Source organism: Phenylobacterium sp. (assembly GCF_965229015.1).
Lineage (GTDB): Bacteria > Pseudomonadota > Alphaproteobacteria > Caulobacterales > Caulobacteraceae > Phenylobacterium.
In genome coordinates, this window is record NZ_CBDDIM010000002.1 from 330,732 (window position 1) to 350,888 (window position 20,157).

The 20,157-nt window shown below is 70.6% G+C and carries 23 protein-coding genes; 4 read left to right on the top strand and 19 right to left on the bottom strand.

Features of this window, described 5'->3' with window-relative positions; genetic code table 11:
- Positions 1-87 precede the first annotated feature (87 nt).
- Positions 88-408 carry a quaternary ammonium compound efflux SMR transporter SugE gene (sugE, locus tag ACO06I_RS17830; RefSeq protein WP_421933965.1) on the top strand — a complete coding sequence of 107 codons (321 nt, stop codon included), beginning with the start codon at positions 88-90 and terminating at the stop codon, positions 406-408.
- A gap of 52 nt (positions 409-460) precedes the next feature.
- On the opposite strand, the gene ACO06I_RS17835 is transcribed toward sugE, so the two are convergent.
- The 17 genes from ACO06I_RS17835 to ACO06I_RS17915 all read right to left on the bottom strand — a co-directional run bounded on the left by ACO06I_RS17835 (position 461) and on the right by ACO06I_RS17915 (position 15,414).
- Complete coding sequence (locus ACO06I_RS17835) at positions 461-1,225, bottom strand: alpha/beta fold hydrolase (RefSeq protein ID WP_421933966.1); 765 nt, start codon at positions 1,223-1,225, stop codon at positions 461-463.
- 66 nt (positions 1,226-1,291) lie between these two features.
- The gene (locus ACO06I_RS17840; RefSeq protein ID WP_421933967.1) at positions 1,292-1,783 is read right to left on the bottom strand and encodes an RNA pyrophosphohydrolase; all 492 of its coding nucleotides are present in this window, start codon (positions 1,781-1,783) and stop codon (positions 1,292-1,294) included.
- Between the two features lie 10 nt (positions 1,784-1,793).
- On the bottom strand, positions 1,794-2,954 hold the full coding sequence (locus tag ACO06I_RS17845; protein ID WP_421933968.1) for a divergent polysaccharide deacetylase family protein: 1,161 nt from the start codon (positions 2,952-2,954) through the stop codon (positions 1,794-1,796).
- Between the two features lie 101 nt (positions 2,955-3,055).
- Positions 3,056-4,441 (bottom strand): S41 family peptidase, encoded by a 1,386-nt coding sequence (locus ACO06I_RS17850; protein ID WP_421933969.1) that lies wholly within the window; start codon positions 4,439-4,441, stop codon positions 3,056-3,058.
- Between the two features lie 88 nt (positions 4,442-4,529).
- On the bottom strand, positions 4,530-5,396 hold the full coding sequence (locus ACO06I_RS17855; RefSeq protein WP_421933970.1) for a murein hydrolase activator EnvC family protein: 867 nt from the start codon (positions 5,394-5,396) through the stop codon (positions 4,530-4,532).
- A gap of 6 nt (positions 5,397-5,402) precedes the next feature.
- Positions 5,403-5,867, bottom strand: coding sequence for a 23S rRNA (pseudouridine(1915)-N(3))-methyltransferase RlmH (gene rlmH / locus ACO06I_RS17860; protein WP_421933971.1), 465 nt, complete (start codon positions 5,865-5,867; stop codon positions 5,403-5,405).
- A complete protein-coding gene (rsfS, locus tag ACO06I_RS17865) occupies positions 5,864-6,277 on the bottom strand; it encodes a ribosome silencing factor (RefSeq protein WP_421935103.1) in 414 nt (137 codons plus the stop codon). The genes rlmH and rsfS overlap by 4 nt, the downstream gene beginning before the upstream one ends.
- A gap of 75 nt (positions 6,278-6,352) precedes the next feature.
- The gene (locus tag ACO06I_RS17870) at positions 6,353-7,012 is read right to left on the bottom strand and encodes a nicotinate-nucleotide adenylyltransferase (RefSeq protein WP_421933972.1); all 660 of its coding nucleotides are present in this window, start codon (positions 7,010-7,012) and stop codon (positions 6,353-6,355) included.
- Between the two features lie 15 nt (positions 7,013-7,027).
- Complete coding sequence (locus ACO06I_RS17875) at positions 7,028-8,587, bottom strand: aldehyde dehydrogenase family protein (protein WP_421933973.1); 1,560 nt, start codon at positions 8,585-8,587, stop codon at positions 7,028-7,030.
- 69 nt (positions 8,588-8,656) lie between these two features.
- Positions 8,657-9,796 carry a glutamate 5-kinase gene (gene proB, locus ACO06I_RS17880; RefSeq protein ID WP_421933974.1) on the bottom strand — a complete coding sequence of 380 codons (1,140 nt, stop codon included), beginning with the start codon at positions 9,794-9,796 and terminating at the stop codon, positions 8,657-8,659.
- Positions 9,793-10,839, bottom strand: a complete 1,047-nt coding sequence (gene obgE / locus ACO06I_RS17885; protein WP_421933975.1) for a GTPase ObgE — start codon at positions 10,837-10,839, stop codon at positions 9,793-9,795. Before obgE ends, proB begins: the two co-directional genes overlap by 4 nt.
- Positions 10,836-11,408, bottom strand: coding sequence for a biotin transporter BioY (locus tag ACO06I_RS17890; RefSeq protein WP_421933976.1), 573 nt, complete (start codon positions 11,406-11,408; stop codon positions 10,836-10,838). The genes obgE and ACO06I_RS17890 overlap by 4 nt, the downstream gene beginning before the upstream one ends.
- 54 nt (positions 11,409-11,462) lie before the next feature.
- Positions 11,463-11,993 carry a GNAT family N-acetyltransferase gene (locus ACO06I_RS17895; protein WP_421933977.1) on the bottom strand — a complete coding sequence of 177 codons (531 nt, stop codon included), beginning with the start codon at positions 11,991-11,993 and terminating at the stop codon, positions 11,463-11,465.
- Positions 11,994-12,130: 137 nt separating this feature from the next.
- Entirely contained in the window at positions 12,131-12,400 is a 270-nt protein-coding gene (gene rpmA, locus ACO06I_RS17900) for a 50S ribosomal protein L27 (protein WP_421933978.1), read from the bottom strand.
- A 32-nt stretch (positions 12,401-12,432) separates the two neighbouring features.
- Positions 12,433-13,008, bottom strand: a complete 576-nt coding sequence (gene rplU / locus ACO06I_RS17905; RefSeq protein WP_421933979.1) for a 50S ribosomal protein L21 — start codon at positions 13,006-13,008, stop codon at positions 12,433-12,435.
- A gap of 114 nt (positions 13,009-13,122) precedes the next feature.
- Positions 13,123-14,457, bottom strand: a complete 1,335-nt coding sequence (locus ACO06I_RS17910) for a serine hydrolase (RefSeq protein ID WP_421933980.1) — start codon at positions 14,455-14,457, stop codon at positions 13,123-13,125.
- 33 nt (positions 14,458-14,490) lie between these two features.
- Positions 14,491-15,414 (bottom strand): cation diffusion facilitator family transporter, encoded by a 924-nt coding sequence (locus ACO06I_RS17915; protein WP_421933981.1) that lies wholly within the window; start codon positions 15,412-15,414, stop codon positions 14,491-14,493.
- A 118-nt stretch (positions 15,415-15,532) separates the two neighbouring features.
- Here ACO06I_RS17915 and ACO06I_RS17920 point away from each other — a divergent pair, with 118 nt between their 5' ends.
- Complete coding sequence (locus ACO06I_RS17920) at positions 15,533-16,609, top strand: CobW family GTP-binding protein (protein WP_421933982.1); 1,077 nt, start codon at positions 15,533-15,535, stop codon at positions 16,607-16,609.
- A 101-nt stretch (positions 16,610-16,710) separates the two neighbouring features.
- Here ACO06I_RS17920 and ACO06I_RS17925 read toward each other — a convergent pair whose 3' ends face one another.
- Positions 16,711-17,139 (bottom strand): biopolymer transporter ExbD, encoded by a 429-nt coding sequence (locus ACO06I_RS17925; protein ID WP_421933983.1) that lies wholly within the window; start codon positions 17,137-17,139, stop codon positions 16,711-16,713.
- 207 nt (positions 17,140-17,346) lie between these two features.
- Between ACO06I_RS17925 and ACO06I_RS17930 the strand changes: the two genes are divergently transcribed.
- Positions 17,347-18,315 (top strand): WD40 repeat domain-containing protein, encoded by a 969-nt coding sequence (locus tag ACO06I_RS17930; RefSeq protein ID WP_421933984.1) that lies wholly within the window; start codon positions 17,347-17,349, stop codon positions 18,313-18,315.
- 173 nt (positions 18,316-18,488) lie between these two features.
- On the opposite strand, the gene ACO06I_RS17935 is transcribed toward ACO06I_RS17930, so the two are convergent.
- Positions 18,489-19,151 carry a nitroreductase gene (locus ACO06I_RS17935; RefSeq protein WP_421933985.1) on the bottom strand — a complete coding sequence of 221 codons (663 nt, stop codon included), beginning with the start codon at positions 19,149-19,151 and terminating at the stop codon, positions 18,489-18,491.
- A 243-nt stretch (positions 19,152-19,394) separates the two neighbouring features.
- Between ACO06I_RS17935 and mtgA the strand changes: the two genes are divergently transcribed.
- A complete protein-coding gene (gene mtgA, locus ACO06I_RS17940; protein WP_421935104.1) occupies positions 19,395-20,108 on the top strand; it encodes a monofunctional biosynthetic peptidoglycan transglycosylase in 714 nt (237 codons plus the stop codon).
- The last annotated feature ends 49 nt before the right edge of the window (positions 20,109-20,157 follow it).

The window sequence follows — 20,157 nt, forward strand, 5'->3', positions numbered from 1 at the left end:
GCCTCCACATCGCTATGAGTTCAGGCGCTGGAGACGACTCCAGCGCCTTTCTCTTTTCCGGGACGGCCCGGTCTTGGGAGGACAGCCATGGCCTGGCTCATCCTGTTCGTCGCCGGTCTGTGTGAAATCGGCTGGGCCGTCGGCCTGAAATACACCGAAGGCTTCACCCGGCCCTGGCCCACCGTGCTCACCGGGGTGAGCCTGATCGCCTCCATGGCCCTGCTGGGGATCGCGGTGAAGTCCTTGCCGCTGGGGACCGCCTATGCGGTTTGGACTGGGATCGGGGCGGTGGGGACGGTGATCCTCGGCATCGTGCTGTTCAAGGAGCCGGTGACCGTGGCGCGGCTGGTGAGCGTGGGTCTGATCCTGGCGGGGATCGCGGGCTTGAAGCTGTTCGGCAAGGCCTAGCGGTCGCAGCCCATTGCACGGGCGCGACAACAACCGCCACCTTGACCTAGGCCTAGGCCGGGTCGCGGACCTTCACCTGGGCCAGCCAGTCCCAGGCGGCGCTGGCCACGTCCTGCCAGCCGGTCTCCCCCAGCAGCCAGTGGCTCATGCCGGGCATCTCGCGGTACTCCGCCCCCAGGCGGGCGGCGGTCTGTCGGGCGGTCATGGGCGGGTGGACGACGTCGCGCTGGCCCACCATCACCAGGCAGGGGACCTCCAGGGCGCCCACCCCGACGCTGGTGGTCATGAAGGGGTCGAGCCACCAGTTGAGCGCCTCCCACAGGGCCCGGCCGCTCTCGGGTCGCAGGCGCTGGACGGCGGCCTCCCGCTCGGGCTTGGGCATGCGGTCGAGGCTGTAGGTGCGCATCAGGGTGCGGTCGGGGCTGATGCTGTGGGACCAGGCGGCGCCCACCATCAGGCCGAAGGCGGTGACCGCCTCCTCCATGGAGGAGCCCGCCACGCCCCAGGGCGGGGAGGGGGCCAGCAGGATCAGGGCCTTGACCGGGGCGCGACGCACGGCGAGCTGGCAGACCAGGCCCCCCAGGGAGTGGCCGATCAGGATCGGCGGCTCGGGCAGGCGGGCGCAGAGGTCGGCGATGTCCTTGGCGTAGACGCTCATGGAGACCCCGGCCACGGCCTCGGCGCGGTCGCCCTCGGCGTGCCCCCTCAGGTCCGGGGTGTGGACGACGTGGCCGGCGGCCTCGAAGGGCGCGCGGAAGGCCTCGAAGGCCCAACCGCCGCAGAAGGCGCCATGCACCATGACGATCGGCGCGGCCAAGCTATCCCCCTTGTGTCTTCGAACAGGCGGCGACTATAGCGATCTGACGGCCCGGCGCCCGTGGCATCACGCCGCGCGGCCGGACAATCCCGCGAAATCGTGGAAGGCGGCCACCACCGCCTCGTAGGTGGCCTTCTTGAAGGGCACCACCAGGTCCGGCGCCTCGGCCAGGCTGCCCCAGCGCCAGTCGTCGAACTCGGGATGGCCGTGGCCCAGCAGGTCGATCTCGTCCTCCTCGCCGTCGAAGCGCAGGGCGAACCAGACCTGGCGCTGGCCCTTCCAGCCCTTGGCGATCTTGCTGCCGCTGTGGCCGGGGGGGAAGTCGTAGGCCATCCAGCCGTCGGTGCGGCCCAGCAGGGTGGTGGTGACCACCCCGGTCTCCTCGGCCAACTCGCGCTTGGCGGCCTCGTAGAGGTCCTCGCCGGCGTCGACGCCCCCTTGCGGGAACTGCCAGTTGTAGGGCTCCGGCGTATTGACCCGCCGCCCCAGCCAGACGCGGCCGTCGGGGTGGAACAGCACCACCCCGACATTGGGACGATAGGCGGTCAGATCGTTCATCGGCTCGCGGTCACCTGCGGGTGGTCAGCGCCGAGGCCGGCGCCAACTGGTAACCCCTAGACTCCACCGATTGCGCCCACTGCGCCACCTGGTTCAACGTCACAGGGTAGGCGAATCCAGATCCCAGGGCCTGGCCGTGCTGCAGGGCGCCGGCCTCCAGGGACAGCAGCTGCTGGTCGATGGCCTCCACGGAGAGCTGGTCGTCGACGATGCGGTCGGCCGAGGCCCGCGGCAGGCCGCCGCCGCGCTTGGCCGCCGAGCCGTCGTCGATGAAGGCCAGGCCGCGGCCGCGCAGGGCGCCGGTGAAGGCCCCCATGGCGGTGTCGGAACCCACGAAGCGGGAGCCGAGATAGTTGGTGACCCCGAAATAGCCGGTGGCGCGGCTGAGCAGCCATTCCAGCTTCTTCACCGTCTCCTGGCCCTGGGCCTGGGCCATCAGGGTGTAGGGGCCCGGATCGTTGTCGGGATAGTCCACCGGCTCCATGGGCGCCTCCAGCAGCACCTCGTGGCCGTTGGCGCGGGCCAGGTCGATCCAGCCCTGCAGACCGTCGGAATAGGGCACGAAGGAAAGCGTGATCTCCGGCGGCAGGGTCTCGATGGCCTGGCGGGTGGCCGTGGCGTTGAGGCCCAGGCCGCCGATCACCAGGGCCACCTTGGGCCGGCCGTTGCTGGTGAAGGGCCGGGCATAGGCCTCGGCCGGGGTGCGGCCGTTGGGGGCGATGATCGGCAGCAGGCCGCCGGAACCCTGGGCGGTGAGGCCGGCGATGGGGGCGGCCGGCAGGGGATCGGCGGCGTGGAAGGCCTGGCCGCCGGGCAGGGTGATCACCGCCTGGCCGCCAAGGGCGCCGTCGGGGCCGATGGGGGTCGCCGAGAGCCGGAAGATGTCGGTGCTGAGGGTCGCGCCGCCGGGATGGTCGGCGATCAGGGCCTCGCGCCAGCCGGGGGGCGCGGCCATGGCGGCCACCTTGGCCAGGCTGATGCGGACCACCGGGGTGCCGGCCTTGGGATCGCCCATCAGGGCGATGAGGACCAGGACGGCGGTCATGAACAGGAAGGCCGCGCCGCCGGCGCCGACATAGGGGTTGGCCAGGGCCTTGGCGAAGATCTCCGGCACGCCGCCCCCGGGGGCGGGCGCGGCGGCGACAGTCACAAGCTTTTTCTTGGAAAACATAGGTCTGACCACACAAGGCTCCAGGGGGGAGCCTGCGCGATCATGGTTAATGAACGGCTACTTTCCCCCCCGCCGCAGCATGGCGCGGGGTCGCAGGCCGCCTATTTGGCGACGGGCTTGGGCTCGAGCTTGGGCAGCTTGGAGACCACCTCGGCCATCTTGGCGGTGGGCTTGGGCAGCTTGGGCGTGGCGGCCACCGAGCCGTAGCGCAGGACGTCCTTGGCCCGGGCGAGCTGGAAGTCGCCGGTGGTGGTGTTGAAGGCCTCCGGCGGCGCCTCGGCCGGCTCGTGGGCGCCGACCCGGGTCTTGCCCTCCTCGGCGTTCAGCGCGTTGCGGAAGGAGGCCTCGCTGAACTGGAAGGCGCGGTTGGCGATGGCCTGGGCCTCGTCGCGGGTCTCGGCCACCTCCAGGTCCGGCTGGATGCCGGTCTTCTGGATGGAGCGGCCGGCCGGGGTGTAGTAGCGGGCCGTGGTGAGCTTGAGCGCCCCGTCCATGCCGCCGCGCAGGGGGATCACGGTCTGGACCGAGCCCTTGCCGAAGCTGGTGAGACCCACCAGTTCGGCGCGCTTGCGGTCCTGCAGGGCGCCGGCGACGATCTCGGCGGCCGAGGCCGAGCCGGAATTGATCAGCACCACCACCGGCAGGCCGCCCGTGGCGTCGCCCGGACGGGCGTTGTAGCGCTCGACGTCGCGGGGATCGCGGCCGCGCTGGGAGACGATCTCGCCGCCGTCCAGGAACAGGTCGGAGATGCCGACCGCCTGATCGAGCAGGCCGCCGGGGTTGTTGCGCAGGTCGAGGATCAGACCCTTCATCTTGGGGTTCTTGGCCCGCAGGTCGGCGATGGCCGCCTCGGCCTCGTCGGTGGTCTTCTCGTTGAAGGCCGAGACCCGCAGATAGCCGTAGTCGCCCTCCAGCTTGGCGGTGGCGGACTTGGGCTTGATCACCTCGCGGATCAGCTTGACGTCGAAGGGGTCGGTTTTCTCGCGGGCGATGGTCAGGGTGACCGCCTCGCCCGGCTTGCCGCGCATCTGCTTGACCGCGTCATTGACCGAAAGGCCCAGCACGCTCTCGCCGTTGACGGCGGTGATGAAGTCGCCGGCCTTGACGCCGGCCTTGAAGGCGGGCGTGCCGTCCATGGGCGAAATCACCTTGACCACGCCGTCCTCGCTGGTGACCTCGATGCCCAGGCCGCCGTACTCCCCGCGCGTCTGATCGCGCATGTCGTCGAAGCTCTCGGGGTTCAGGTAGCCGGAGTGGGGATCCAGCGAGGTGAGCATGCCGTCGATGGCCGCCTCGATGAGCTTCTTGTCATCGACCTCGGTGACGTACTGGCGCTCGACGGTGTCCAGCACGTCGCCGAACAGTTCGAGCATCTTGTAGGTCTTGGCTCGCGGCTCAGCCGAGGCCAGGGCCTGCTGGCTCACATAGGCCATGGAGCCCGCCCCGAGGACGAAGGCCGAAACACCGATCAACAGATACTTGCGCATAGATAGGCCCTAGGGCTCCCTTGCGGCGGAATTGAGCCGCTTAACCGCTTCACGTCCCCACCCGAACCCACCAGTTCGAAGTCGTCTCTTATCCGACAGCCGGTCTCAGGCCGGTCGTGTCCCTTAGCCAGCGCCCCGGATTGACCGGCGCGCCGCGTTCCCGGACCTCCAGATAGAGTTCAGCGGGCGATTGTCGCCCATCCGCCATCCATCCGACAGGCGCGCCCGCCGCGACGGATTGTCCGACGCTGACGTTCGCCCGGTCCAGACCAGCCAACACCAGATGGTATCCACCGGCCAATCTTAAGATCAAGATGACACCCCAACCCTTTACCGGGCCCACATATTGGACAAGTCCGGCGTCGGGCGCCGCCACTTTCGCCCCGGAGGACGCCTGGATGGTCAGGCCGTTGGCGCGGCCGCCGCCGGGCAGGACCTGGCCGAAGCGCCGGCTGACCGGCCCCTGGGCGGGCATCAGCAGCTGTTTGGGCGGGGTGACCTCGCCGTCGTCGGGCTCGGGCAGGGCCGCCCGCGCGCCGGGGGGCTGGATCATGCGCGCCTCGGCCAGCTGGCTGTCGGCGGTGAACAGGGCTTCGCTGGCCACGGCGGCCAGGCGGCGCTGGCGGGCGATCTCCCCGGCCTCCACGGCGTAGAGGGTGGCGCGGCGCTGCAGCTCGGGGGTGATGGCCTTGACCAGGATGGCGGCGCGGACGGCGGCCACGGCGTCGTCGGGGCTCACCAGCAGGGCCGGCGGGGGATCGCGTCGCAGCTGCTCCAGGACGGTCAGCAGGCGGGCCAGGCGGTTGCGGTTGCGCCCCTGCTCGGCGGTGAGCACGGTCTCGCGGACATTGAGGCGCTCGAGCTTGGCCCGCTCGCTCACCGCCGCCACGGCCACGACCCCGGCCGCGAGGCTGGCGAAGGCGCCGATCAGCAAGGCGGGGCGGAGGGTCAGCAACGGTTCTCAGTCACGGTGATAGGGGCCGCCGGCCAGGATGGTGACCGCCCGATAGACCTGTTCGGCCAGCATGGCGCGGGCGAGCGCATGGGGCCAGGTCTGCGGCCCGAAGGCGAGCTTTCCGTTCGCCGACGCGGCCAGGGCGGGATCCAGGCCATCGGCCCCGCCGATCAGGAAGACCAGCCGCCGCACCCCCTGGTCGCGCAGCTTGGCGATCTCGGCGGCGAAGTCCCGCGAGGCGCGCGCGGTTCCCCGCTCGTCGCAGGCGATGACGTGGGCGTCGGCCAGATGCGGCCGCAGGACCTCGGCCTCGGCGGCCTTGCCGGGTTTCTTGGATTCGACCTCGACGACCTCGACGGGGCCGAGGCCCAGCGCGCGGCCGGCCGCGGTGGCGCGGTCCACATAGAGCTTCACCAGCTCGACCTCGGGGGAACGGGCCAGACGCCCGACCGCCAGGATCGTCAGCTTCAAGTGAAGGCGATGTGGGCCGAGTCCACCGACCAGATCTTCTCGATGTTGTAGAAGGAGCGGACCTCGGGACGGAACAGGTGGATGATCACGTCGCCGGTGTCGATCAGCACCCAGTCGCAGTGGGGCATGCCTTCCACGCGCACCTTGCCGTAGCCCTCGTCCTTGAGGGCGCGCAGCAGGTGGTCGGCCATGGCGCCGACATGGCGGTGCGAACGGCCAGAGGCGACGATCAATCCGTCGGCCACGGCGCTCTTACCCTTCAGGTCGATGAACACGACATCCTGGGCTTTGTCGTCGTCGAGACGGGCCAGGATAAGGTCTTCCAAAGCGCTGATGCGACTCTGGGGATCGGTGGAAACCTCGGCGGAAACCGGGGTCTCGTGCGCTCTGGGCGCAGGGTCAGGGCTCAGCGGGGTAGCTCCTTTTTTGCCTCGCTAAAAGGCCTCATATCATGATTGCGGGGCCAGGGGCAGTCCCGCGTGTCATCACGATCTCGAGCCGCCCATCCGCTCGCGCAGGGCGGTGGAGGACTGGAAGTTCAGCGGCCCCGTCAGGAACACCCAGCGGGGGGGGCGGGCCGTGGCCAGGGTCGAGGCCTGGGAGGCCGGGCGCCGGGCGTGGGCGAACCGGCGGGCGGCCGGCGAGAAACGGCTCTTCAGCGAGATCCAGGGGCGCGAGACCACCGCCACCGGCGCCCCGCCCATGATCTGGGTCCAGCCGCGCCAGCGGTGGAAGCTGGCCAGGCTGTCGGCCCCCATGATCCATACGAACTTCACGCCGGGGAAGCGGGCCTTGAGCACCCGCAGGGTGTCGATGGTGTAGGTCGAGCCGATGGCGGTCTCGGCGTCGGAGACGATCATGGCCCGGCCGCGGGCGACCTTGCGCACGCCGGCCATGCGCTGCGCGAGGCTGGCGGTCTCGTGCGAGGACTTCAGCGGGTTCTGCGGGGACACCAGCCAGATCACCCGGTCCAGCTTCAGCCGCTTGCGGGCGGTCTCCGCCACGTGGGCGTGGCCCTGGTGGACCGGATTGAACGAGCCCCCATAGAGTCCCACCCGCATCCCGCGCGTGAGCGTGAAGCCCAGGCGCAGGGTGGCGGGGCGGCCGGCCTCAGGGACGCGCCGGGCGGGTCCCGCGAACCACATGGTCTCTGTTCCGGATCAAAACCGCTTGCCCGTATCGGGGTTGCGGTCGAGGTTGAGGTCGGTCTGGCGGACCCGGGCGCGGATGGTGAAGACCCCGTCCCCGGCCAGAACCCCGCCGCGGGCGAACAGGCGGCCATGCTCCCAGTTGGAGAGGCCGAGCTCGGGACGGTTCAGGGCGTATTGGCCATCCACCCAGCGGGTGAAGCCGTCCCCGGTGAAGGGGGCGTCGACGGCGGCGTAGAAGAGCTCCTGGGCCTCGGGGTCCTCGGAGATCAGGCTGGCGGCGAAGCGGGGGCTGTGGCGGTTGAACAGGGCCACGGCGTCCTCGACGCTGTCCACCACCAGGAGGGTGACCTCGGGGGTCTCCTCCCACTCCCACTCACGGCCGAGGTCGGCCAGGGCGAGCGGCTCCACCAGGGGCTCCTCGCGGTCGCCCTGGGCGCGGGCGACGGTGACCCGGGCCTCGCGCCAGGCGGCGGGGATGTAGGCTTCCGAGCCCTCCGCCACGTGCAGCTTGGCGCCGCGGCGGCGCTGGCCGGCTGCCTCCAGGGCGCGCAGGAAGACCGGGACCAGCTCGTCGGCCCGCTCGCGGACGATGGCGCAGACGTTCAGCGTGTTGCAGACCTTGCGGTCCAGTGAATGGTAGGCGCAGGCCTCGAAGCGGGCGGGGTCGGCGTCCACGCCCGCCACCATCCAGGCGCCGCCGGTGCCGTGCAGGCTGACCGGGGTTCCGGCCTGGCGGGCGATGGCGCCCAGCTGGGCCACGGCGGGTCCGGAGCCGCGCGCCACGGCCAGGGCCAGGCGGGGATCGGAGAACATGGCCCAGCCGGCGGCATGCTCGGCGTTGTCCACCAGGGCCGCGGCGCCCTTGGGCAGGCCCGCGGCGGCCAGGGCCGGGTCCAGGGCGTGGGCGACGATGGCGCGGGCGGTGCCGAGGGCGTCGGAGCCGATGCGGAAGACCACGGTGTTGCCGGTCCGCAGGACGCCGGTGGCGTCGGCGAAGACATTGGGGCGGCCCTCGAAGACGAAGCCGACCACCCCCAGGGGCGCCATCACCTGATCGACGCTCCAGCCCTCATGGGTGACCGTCTCAAGGACCCGGCCGCGGGCGGCGGGGGCGTCGCGCCAGGCCTGGAGGCCCGCGATCATGTCGGCCCGCAGGCTGGGGCTCACCGCCAGGCGGGTCGTGGAGCGGCCGCGGGCCTGGGCGCGGGCGACGTCGGCGGCGTTGGCCGCGGCGATCTCGGCCCAGATCCTGTCGTCGGCGAGGTTGGCGGCGAAGGCCTCGAAGAAGGCCGTGATGGCGTCGTCGCCCACGGCGCCCATCTGCTGGAAGGCGGTGGCGGCGCGGCCCACCGCGGCCTCGGCGATGGCCTGGACGGCGGCGGGGACGTGCAACAGGTCGCCGCTATCCTGCACCACCACCAGGCGGTCGCCGGGGCGGAAGGCCTGGGCGAGGCTCTCGGAGACATAGGCGACGCGGTCGCCGCCATAGGGGATGGCCATGCCCGGCGCGAGCGCGGTCAGCCGGCCGGTCGCCGCCTCCGCCTTGCCGCTCGCCGCCCCGTCGTCCACGTCGCCTCCCATATGCTCAGGATGAGCCTTAGTAAGCACCTTTGACCAAGGCGGCAATTGAACCTGAGCCTAGTCGGCGGTCGCCTCGGCCGGGGCGTGGCCCAGGGCCAGGTCGTCGGCGTGGATCACCGGGCCGGAGGTGTAGCCCAGGGCCGCCTCGATGGCGTCGGACTTCAGGCCCAGGATGGCGAGCGCATCGGCGCTGTCGTAGCGGGTCAGGCCGCGGCCGATCTCGCGGCCGGCCTGGTCGCGGACGATGACCGCCTCGCCCTTCTCGAACCGGCCCTCGACGTCGCGCAGGCCCGCGGCCAGCAGACTCTTGCCGGTGGAGAGCGCCCGGGCGGCGCCGGAATCCACCACCAGGGTCCCGGCCGGGGCCAGGGTCCCGGAGATCCAGGCCTTGTAGGCGGCCTTGGCGCTCAGCGCCGGCTCGATGACGGTGGCGGGTTCGCCGGCCTCGAGGGCGGCGAGCGGCGAGGGGCGGCGGCCCAGGGTGATGACCGTGGCGCAGCCGGCCTGCTGGGCCATGCGGGCCGCGGCGATCTTGGTGGCCATGCCGCCGGTGCCGACCCCGGCGCTGGCGTTGGCGCCCCCGGCCATGGCCTCGATCTCGGGGGTCAGGTGGGTGATGCGGGCCAGGTGTTTGGCGTTCGGGTCGCGGCGGGGGTCGGCGGTGTAGAGGCCGTCGATGTCCGACAGCAGGACGAGCACGTCGGCGCCGATCATCTGGGCCACGCGGGCGGCCAGGCGGTCGTTGTCGCCGTAGCGGATCTCCTCGGTGACCACGGTGTCGTTCTCGTTGACGACCGGGACGACGCCCAGGTCCAGCAGGGTCTCGACGGTGGCGCGCGCATTGAGCCAGCGGTGGCGGACCTCGGTGTCGTCGCGGGTCAGCAGCACCTGGGCGGCGGCGATGTCGTGGGGTTCGAGGGCCTCTTCCCAGGCCCGCATCAGGGCCGACTGGCCGGCGGCGGCGGCGGCCTGCTTCTCCGGCAGGGTCAGGGACCGCTTGGCCAGCATCAGCCGGCGGCGGCCCAGCGCCACGGCGCCGGAGGAGACCACCAGCACCTGCTGGCCCCGGGCCCGCATGCGGGCGACGTCGGCGGCGAAGGCGGCCAGCCACAGGCTGTCGGCGGTTCCGCCCTCGCCCACCAGCAGAGCCGAGCCGACCTTGACGACGACCCGGCGGGCCCGCTCGATCCCGCTCACGGCTTCCAGCCCACTTCGTCCTCGCCGCCCTTGCCGACGGCGGCGGCGGCCTTGCGGTCGCGCACCAGGGCGTAGGCCTCGCGCAGGATTTCCACGACCCCCTTGCCGGAGACCGCCGAGACCAGGCGGACCGGCACGCCGGCGGCCTCGGAGAGGGCCTCGCGCTGCATCTCCACGGTGCTCTCGTCCAGGGCGTCGATCTTGTTCAGCGCCAGGATCTCGGTCTTGTCGCCGAGCTCCTCGCCATAGGCCTCCAGCTCGTGGCGCACGGTGGTCCAGGCCTCGACGACGTCGGTCTGGGTGGCGTCCACCAGGTGGATCAGGACGGCGGTGCGCTCCACGTGGCCCAGGAAGCGGACCCCGAGGCCCGCGCCTTCCGAGGCGCCCTCGATCAGGCCGGGGATGTCGGCCAGGACGAAGCGCTCGTTGGGAGACAGGTCGACGATGCCGAGATTGGGATGGATGGTGGTGAAGGGATAGTCGGCGATCTTCGGCTTGGCGGCGCTGGCGGCGGCCAGGAAGGTGGACTTGCCGGCGTTGGGCAGGCCCACCAGGCCGACGTCGGCGATCAGCTTCAGCCGCAGCCAGATCCAGAGCTCCTCGCCCTCCTGGCCGGGATTGGCGTGATAGGGCGCCTGGTTGATGGAGCTCTTGAAGCGATCGTTGCCCCAGCCGCCATTGCCGCCCTTGGCCAGCAGGAAGCGCTGGCCGGGCGTGTCCAGGTCGACGATCAGGGTCTCCTTGTCCTCGGCCAGCACCTGGGTGCCGACGGGGACCTTCATGACGATGTCGGCGCCGGCCGCCCCGTGGCGGTTGCGGCCCATGCCGTGGGTGCCGGTCTCGGCCTTGAAGTGCTGGCTGTAGCGGAAGTCGATCAGGGTGTTGAGGCCGTCCTGGGCCTCGATCCAGACGTCGCCGCCGCGGCCGCCGTCGCCGCCGTCGGGGCCGCCGTACTCGATGTACTTCTCCCGCCGGAAGGACACGGCGCCGCCGCCTCCGTTGCCGGAGCGGACATAGACCTTGCACTGGTCGAGGAACTTCATGTCGTCAGGATCCGATCGCCCGCGAGTTTCACGGTCGCGACCGCCAATATGGTTTTCAAAAGCGCGCCCGCAAGAAAGGGCGCGACGCCGCCGGCGAAGGCGGCCGTGGCCCCCAGGCCGACGGCCAGCCAGGCGAGGCCCAACAGTAGGATGAGGGCGTGGGCGGCCAGGAAGCTGAGGGTCAGGCTCCGCCAGCCGCGCCCGCCCGGCCGCGCGGCGAGCCAGCCCACGAGGCCGGCGGCGACCAGGAAGCCCGCGAGGTAGCCGGCCGTGGGGCCGACGAAGGGCGCCAGGCCGCTCGCCCCGTCCGCCAGCAGGGGCAGGCCCATGGCCGCCTGGGCCAGCCAGACGAAGACGATCTCAAGGGCCAGCCTCGGGCCCGACAATCCGGCGATCACCAGCAGGGCGTAGGTCTGCAGGGTCATGGGCACGGGGACCATCGGGACCTCGGCCCAGGAGGACGCGGCCAGCAGCCAGCTTCCCGCCAGGACGGCGCCCACGCGCCACGCCAAGGGCCGCCCTGCGAGCAGGGCGTCCAGGGGCGCTCTAAGGGTGGCGGCGGCGGTCAATCTTCTTATCCAAGTGAAGTGCGGCGCCCGCCATAGCACGCGAGCGCCGCAAACTCACGCCAGCCAGACCATCATCCGCGCGGGGACGGCCTCGCCGCGGGCGGCCGACGGGGAGAGCCTGACCTCCCCGGTATAGAGGAAGCCGCTCTTGCAGAGCACCGAGGCCGAGGCCGGGTTGTCGGAGAAGTGGCGCGCCAGGACGTAGCGCCGCTTCCAGTCCTTGTGGGCCCAGACCAGGGCCCCCTTGGCGGCCTCGGTGGCGAAGCCGCAGCCCCAGAAGGGCCGGCCGATCCAGCAGCCCATCTCGGTGCGGCCGTTCTCGCTGGCGAAGCCCAGTTGCCCGATCGGCCCCTGCTCCGGGTGATCGATGACGAACATGGCCTCGGCCCGAGGATCGGCGTCGTCCGCCCGGGAGAGGCAGGCTTCGGCGTCCTCCAGCCCGTAGGGATGGGGGATGGAAGGGGTCATGCAGGCCAGCTCCCGGTCGTTGAGCAGCTTGGCCACGCGGGGCGCGTCGGCGAGGCGGGGCCTGCGCAGCCGCAGGCGCTGGGTCTCGATGACGGGTTCGATCTGGATGGAGCACATCTTGAACCTCCCGGGCCCTCTGATGGGGCCCTGAACAGAAAAAAGCGGGAGCCCGGCGTTCCGGACTCCCGCTTTTCGGGATTCTGTCCGGTCCGCCTGACTGATCGTCTGGCGGACCCGGAGAAGGGGGGATCCGCCTAGCTGGCGTTGGCCTCGGCGGCCACCACGTTCACGTAGGTGCGGTCGTCGCGCTTGGTGACGAACTGCACCGCGCCGTCGGCGGTGGCGAAGAGGGTATGGTCACGGCCCATGCCGACGTTCACGCCGGCGAAGAACTTGGTGCCGCGCTGGCGGATGATGATGTTGCCGCCGACGACGGACTCGCCACCGAACTTCTTCACGCCGAGACGACGGCCGGCCGAGTCGCGGCCGTTGCGGGACGAACCGCCAGATTTCTTGTGAGCCATTGTGGTCTCCTAAACTTGTCTTGATCCGACGCTTATTCGGCGTCGGGCTTCTTGGCGGCGGCCTTCTTCGGCGCGGCGGGCTTCTTGGCGGCGGCTTCAGCCTTGGGCGCGGCGGCCTTCGGGGCAGCAGCAGCCTTCGGCGCGGCGGCCTTCTTGGCGGCGGGGGCGGCGGCCTTCTCGCCGGCGAGGGCGGCCTTGGCGGTCGCGGCCTCTTCCAGCTTCAGGTTCCGGGCGCGAGCGTTGAGGACCGCCTTGGTGGTCATGTCCACCACGCCGTCCCAGTTCTCGGTCTTGCCGGCGCCGGCCACCGAGGTGACGCGCAGGACGCTCTCGTGCTGGCGATGGCCGCGGGTGCGGCGATAGCCCTGACGACGGCGCTTCTTGAAGATCTTCACCTTCAGGCCCTTGCGGGTCTCGATCAGGGTGGCGCTCACGCTGGCGCCTTCCACGATCGGAGCGCCCAGGGTGATGGTCTCGCCATCGCCCAGCATCAGGACGTCGCCGAAGGCCACGTTGGCGCCCGGCTCACCTTCAAGCTTTTCGACGACGAGAAGGTCGCCCGCCTGAACCCGGTACTGCTTACCGCCGGTTTTGATCACCGCGTACATCGTTCGCGCCTTGAGACTTTAGCAAAAAAGGATCACGCCCGTGGGGAGCCCCGCGTGCGAAGGCGCGGACTTATACAGACGACCCCCGCCAAGTCAACGGAAGGCGCTGCGGATTCAGTGGCCTCCGGACGACTCGCCCGGACGGAGGCTGGCGAGCGTGCGGCGGTCGTTGGCCCGCTCGCTCTCCCAGTTGCTCACCACGGCCTTGGAGACCTGCTGCATGAAGGCCAGGCGGGCGCCCACCGGCTTGGTGGTGCGCTTCATCAGGACCACCACCGCATAGGCGCGGCCGTCGGGGGCGGTGAGGACGGCGACGTCGTTGATGCCGATGGAGCCGCCCCGCCAGTCCTGGCCGGTGCCGGTCTTGTGGGCGATGGTCCAGCCGGCCGGCAGGCCGCCCTTCAGCCGCCGCGGGCCGGTGCGGGCCTCCGACATGGTGGAGAGGAAGGTCTCGGTGGCCTCCGGCGACAGCAGCTCGCCGCGCTTGAGAACCATCAGGGCCTGGGCCAGGCCCGCCGGGGTGGCGCCGTCCAGGGGGTTGTCCAGATAGGCGTCCATGGCCGCGTCGCGCACGGCGTCTGGCAGGCGCGAGCGGGCCTCCTTGAAATTGCCGCCGATCCCCAGCTCCGGGCTCCAGGTCAGGCCAGCGATCTTGGCCTGCAGGTTCTTCTCGTCGGCGCCCATGCGGATGCCGGTGAGGTTCTTGCGGGCCAGCATGTCGGCCACGGCGTCCACCCCGCCCACCTGCTGCAGCAGCTTGTCGTTGGCGGCGTTGTCGCTCTCGATCAGGGCCCGGCGCACCAGGTCGCGCAGGGTGGTGGCGTAGCCGGTGGCGCCGATCTTGTGGGAGATGGGCTGGAAGAAGACGCTGCGGTCCTGGGGGCCGAGGATCACCGCCTGGTCCAGGCTCAGCTTGCCCTGGTCCTGGGCGTCCATGGCGGTCATGGCCACCCACAGCTTGGAGACGCTCTGCTGGGGGAAGGCGTCGTCGCCGGCCACCTGGGCCATCCAGCCCTCGCTGCAGTCGGCCACGGCGATGCCCACCTTCTCCCGATAGCCGGCGGCCAGGTCGTCCAGGCGCTTCTGCAGGGCGGGAGGCGGCGGGCCGGGGGCCGGGCGCGGCTTGAGATGGGGCCGGGGGGCGGGGGCTCCGGCGGCCAGGATGGTGGGCTTGGCGGCCTTGGGCGGGGTTCCGGTGGCGACATAGACGCCGCCGAGGATGCTGAGCCCGGCGATCACCGCCAGGGCCGAGGCCGGACGCCAGCGGGCGGCGCAGAAGGTCGTGGCGTCGGCGACGAAGCTGCGGCTGAGCCGGGGCAGGTCGGCGGTGGCGTCCTCCAGGACCGTCCAGCCGCGCAGGGTGGCGACCAGCAGGTCGACGCCGAGGTCCGCCGCCCCCTCCACGGAGCGTCGCGTCCAAGCCCGCAACTGCTCAAGCCCTTGATTCATCAGACCTTGAAAACGCCGATCCGCCCGCTTCGGTCAAGCGGCCGTGTGGTCGCGGACCTCCACAGTTACGTGACTGAGCCCCGCCAGGCCCGCCAGGCGGGCGCGATAGGCCTGGGGCGCCTGCGGGGTGGCCGCGGCGATGACGACGATGGCCGCGTGGTGGCCGGGCCCCAGGCGCCAGAGGTGCAGGTCCAGCACGCGCTCGCCCTCGCCCTCCAGCCGGCCGCGGATCTCGGCGGTCAGTTCGGGGCTGGGATTGATGTCCAGCAGGACGGCGCCGGTGCGGCTGAGCAGGCGCCAGGCGAAGTGGGCCAGCAGGCCCGCCCCCACCAGGGCGGCCACGGGATCGGTCCAGCTCCAGCCGAGATAGCGGCCGGCGGCGAGGCCGACGATGGCCAGGGCGGAGATCACCGCGTCCCCGGCCAGGTGCAGGTGGGCGGCCGAGAGGTTGAGGTCGCCGTCGCGGTCGTGGGCGTGGGCGAGGGGGGGCTTCAGCAGCCAGACGCAGACCAGGTTGATGGCCAGGGCCGCCCCGGCCAGGACCAGGGCGCCGTCATAGGCGACCTCCTCCGGGGCCAGCAGCCGGCCCACGCTCTCGAGGGCGATCAGCAGGGCGGTGACGCCGAGCACCGCGGCGTTGGCGAAGCCGGCCAGGTAGCCCAGCTTCCCCGTGCCGAAGGCGAAGCGGGGATCGGCGGAATAGGTGCGGGCGACGGCGTAGGCGATGGCCGCCACCAGCAGGGCGGCCACGTGGGCGGCCATGTGCAGCCCGTTGGCGACCAGCGCCATGGAGTGGAAGAGCAGGCCGCCGGTGATCTGGGCCGCCAGGGTCGCCAGGCAGATGGCCGCCACGATCCAGGTGCGCCGCTCGTTGCGGGCGTGGTCGGCGCCCAGATAGATCCGGTCGCCCCGGAAGGCGTCCATCGGCTCCTGAGCGCGGGGTTCGGCGGCGGTCACGGTCACCTATATAAAGAGAGGGCGGGTGGCGGTTGGAGAAGTGTTATTCTATAACACCTGACCCAGGTCAAGCGATCGAACGCCGCAGCCTGTTCCATCGGGCCCCGACAATGACTAGATGAGCGCCATGAACGCCAAGACCCCCGTCACCGTCCTCACCGGCTATCTCGGCGCCGGCAAGACCACCCTGCTCAACCGCATCCTCACCGAGGACCACGGCAAGCGCTACGCCGTGATCGTCAACGAGTTCGGCGAGGTGGGCATCGACAACGAACTGATCGTCGGCGCCGACGAGGAAGTGTTCGAGATGAACAACGGCTGCGTCTGCTGCACGGTGCGCGGCGACCTGATCCGGGTGCTCTCGGGCCTGATGAAGCGCAAGGGCGGCTTCGACGCCATCATCGTGGAGACCACGGGCCTGGCCGATCCGGGCCCGGTGGCCCAGACCTTCTTCGTCGACGACGACGTCAAGGCCAAGACGCAACTCGACAGCGTCACCACCGTGGTGGACGCCAAGCACCTGCCCCTGCGGTTGGCCGATTCCAAGGAAGCGGTCGAGCAGATCGCCTTCGCCGACCAGATCGTGCTCAACAAGACCGACCTGGTGACCCCCGAGGAGCTGAGGGCCGTTGAGGCCGCCATCCGGCGGATCAATCCGCTCGCCCCCATCCACCGGGCCCAGCGCTCCAATGTGCCGCTGGAGGCCATCCTCGGCCGCGGCGGCTTCGACCTGGCCCGCATCACCGACATTTCGCCTGAGTTCCTGAACCCCGCGCACGGCGAAGACGGCCATGTGCACGACGAGGACTGCGACCATGATCACGACCATCATCACGATCACGACCATTCTCACCACGATCACGGCCACGATCATCCGCACGAGGACCATGCGGCCGCGGCCGGTATCCGTGGAATCTCGCTGACCCTGCGCAAGCCGATCCATGGGGTGCGGGTCACCAACTGGCTCAACCAGCTGCTGGCCGACCAGGGCCCCGACATCCTGCGGGCCAAGGGCATATTGGACGTGGCCGGCGATGAGCGTCGGCTGGTGTTCCAGGCGGTGCACATGATCCTGGAGGGCGACTTCCAGCGCGACTGGAAACCCGAGGAGGACCGCTTCAGCCGCATGGTCTTCATTGGCCGCAACCTCGACGAGGCGGCGCTCAAGGCCGGCTTCGAGGCCTGCGCGGCCTGAGACCTTCCACCTCCCCATGAAGGGGAGGGATGGGCTTTCGCCCACGAAAAAGCCCGCCCGGGTTTCCCTGGGCGGGCTTTTCCGTATCGGGTTCGAAGGGCCTAGAGCTCTTCGTTGATCAGGGCGACCTGGAAGTAGCCGTTGCCCTGCAGGGTGTTCATCACCGACATGAACTCGCCGTAGCGCACCGTGCGGTCGGCGCGGATATAGACGCGCTCTTCCGTCGGGTTGGGCTTGTTCAGCTTGCGGGCCAGGTCGGCCGGCAGGGTGTCGAGGGTGGTGGGCTGGTCGCCGATATAGAGGCCGGCTTCCTGGATGTTGATCAGGGTCGGCTCTTCGACCTTCGTGCCCGGGGGCGGCGGGATCGCCGGCGGCAGGTCGAGCTTGATCGACACCGTGGCGGCGGGGATCGACACCATGAAGATAATGAGGAGCACCAGCATCACGTCCACGAAGGGCGTGACGTTGATCTCGCTGTTTTGGCCGAGGTCGAACTTGCCGCCGCCCCCGCCGCCCAGCTTCGCACCCATATGCAATTCCTTCCCTAGGGGCGCGCAACACGTGGCGCCCGTCTACAGTCCGGACACCCTTCGCCAATCAAATCGGGATTGTAAAGCCCGAACCGGCTCCCGCGGCCGGTCAAGGCGGGGGCCTGCCCGCCAGCCTCCCCCCAAAGGCGAAATTTCCGGGCAGGCGGCGCCTCGCCAAGACCGGTGTTAGGCGTCTAAGACGCGGGCATGACCTTCTCCTTCGACGCCTATGTCACCGCCGCCCTCTTCGACCGCCACGGCCGGGCCTGTTTCGCCCTGGGCGACGGCACGGTCCGATTCGAGGACGGCGCCACCGCCCAGGCCCACAAGGGCGTGGCCCTGTCGGCCTGCGCACACCCCAGCGGCGAGGGCGTGATCACCGGCGGCGACGACGGCGTCGTGGCCTGGTCGCGGGGCGAGACGGTGAGCGAGATCGCCAAGGTTCCTGGCCGCTGGATCGAATCGGTGGCCGCCAGCCCGGAGTCCAAGCTGATCGCCTTCGCCGCCGGCAAGGAGCTGCACGTCCGCGACGCGGGCGATCCGGCCTTCTCGCGGGTCTTCGTCCACGAGAAGTCGGTGGCCGACGTCGCCTTCGACCCCAAGGGGCGGCGGATCGCCACAGCCACCTATAACGGCGCCTGGCTCTGGTACGCCCGCATCGCCGAGCAGAAGCCCATGGTGCTGAAGTGGGCCGGCAGCCACGTGGCCCTGGCCTGGAGCCCGGACGGCAAGTTCCTGATGAGCTCGATGCAGGAAAACCAGCTGCACGGCTGGCGGGTGGCCGACGAGAAGAACCTGAAGATGGGCGGCTATCCGGCCAAGGTGAAGAGCCTGGCCTTCCTCTACAAGGGCCAGATGCTGGCCACCTCGGGCGCCAACGGGGCGGTGATCTGGCCCTTCTCCGGCTCGGCCGGGCCCCTGGGCAAGCAGGCCGCCGAGATCGGCTTCGACGAATCGGCCATGGTCAACCGCGTGGCCGCCACCCCGGTGGGCAACCGCGTGGCCGCCGGCCTCGACGACGGCCGGGTCTGGGTCTGCGACCTCACCGACCAGAAGATCGACATGCTGAAGGCCGAGAAGGGCCCCCCGATCTCGGCCCTGGCCATGACCGCCGACGGCAAGCGGGTGGCCTGGGGGGACGAGGAAGGCGGGGCCGGGGTGTTCGAGGTGGCTTAGGCCGCGCCCTCACCGTGTCATCCCGCATGCAGCGGCGAAGCCGCGAAAGTGCGGGACCCAGACTCACCGATCTATCCTGAAAGCCCCGCGCGTCTGGGTCCCGGACAAGCCCTGCGGGCTTTCCGGGATGACAGGGGTTTGTTGGGCCGCGCCGTTCGTGAGGCGCCCCCTTCCTATTCGAACCCCTTCAGCTCCCCCCAGACCTCGAAGGGATCGCGCGATGAGCGCAGGGTGTTGATGGGGGCGCTCTCGTCGCGCCAGCCCAGCGCCATGCCGGAGAACAGCATGTGGTCCTCGGGCAGGTTCACCGCCTGGGCGACGGTCTGGGGATAGCGGGCCCAGTATTCCTGGGCGCAGGTGTCCAGGCCCCGCTCGACCGCCAGCAGCATCACTGTCTGCATGTACATGCCCAGGTCCGACCACTGGGGCGGGCCCAGCTTGCGGTCGAGGCAGAAGAACAGGCCCACTGGGGCGCTGAAGAACTCGCCGTTCTTGGCCAGCTGCCGCAGGCGGGCGGGCTTGTCCTCCCGCGGGATGCCGATGGAGGCGTAGAGATCCTCGCCGTTCTGGAACCGGCGGGTGCGGAAGGGGTCCCAGAGGTTGGGGGGATAGACGTCGTATTCCGGGGTCTCGCCGAAGGGATTGGCCGCCACCTTGGCCTTCAGGTCGGCCAGGGGCTGGCCCGCCAGGGCGTAGACCCGCCAGGGCTGCAGGTTGCCGCCGGAGGGGGCGCGGGCGGCGGCCTCCAGGATCTCGCGCACCACCGCGCCCGAGGGCGCCTCGGGCTTGAAGGCGCGGATGGAGATTCGCCGGGCGACGGCCTCCGTGACGTTCATGACCTCTCCTCAGGTGCGGCGGCTTGACCGGTTGCGCCGCATCGCTAGCACTGGCCCCTTAGGTCAAGGCAAGGGTTCTCGACTTTGAGCGACACCAACGCGTCTTCCGACAAGGACGAGGGCCTCCGGCTCACCCCCCAGACCGACAGCGGCTGGGAGGGCCTGGCCAAGTCCTGGGACGACATCTCGCTCAATGAGCCGCCGCGGCCGGTCGAGGACCGCGGCGACGCCCCGCCCATCGAGATCCCGCAGGACCCCACCCGGCGGCGGCCGCTCTGGCGGCGCGTGGGCCGCGTCCTGGTGGTGCTGTTCCTGGTGTTCGGCCTGATCGGGCCGATCCTGGTGACCGCCGCCTACCGGGTGATCCCGCCGCCCATCACCTATCTGATGGTGGAGCGCGCCATCGAGGGCCGCGGCTTCGAGCGCCATTGGCGGCCCCTGGACGAGATCTCGCCCACCCTGGTGCGCGCGGTGATCGCCGCCGAGGACGCCAAGTTCTGCAGCCATCGCGGCTTCGACTTCGCCGCCATGGAGAAGGCCATGGCCCACAACGAGCGCTCCAAGCGGGTGCGCGGCGGCTCCACCATCAGCCAGCAGACCGCCAAGAACATCTTCCTGTGGCCCGACCGCTCCTATGCGCGCAAAGGGCTGGAGGCCTATTTCACGGTCCTGATCGAGGCCCTTTGGGGCAAGCGGCGGATCATGGAGGTCTATCTCAACAGCGTCGAATGGGGTCCGGGGGTCTATGGCGCCGAGGCCGCGTCCCTGAAGAACTTCGGGGTCGGCGCCGACCGGCTCACCAACGCCCAGGCCGCGCGGCTGGCGGCCATCCTGCCCAGCCCGCTGAAATGGCGCGCCGCCAAGCCCGGGCCCTATGTGAAGCGCCGTTCGGGCCGCATCGGCAAGGCCGCCGGGACCGTCCGCCGCGAGGGGATGGCCAGCTGCGTTCTGGGTTGACGGAACAAAACTAAACCCTCAACTCCTCCCTCAAGCGAAACAAATTCGC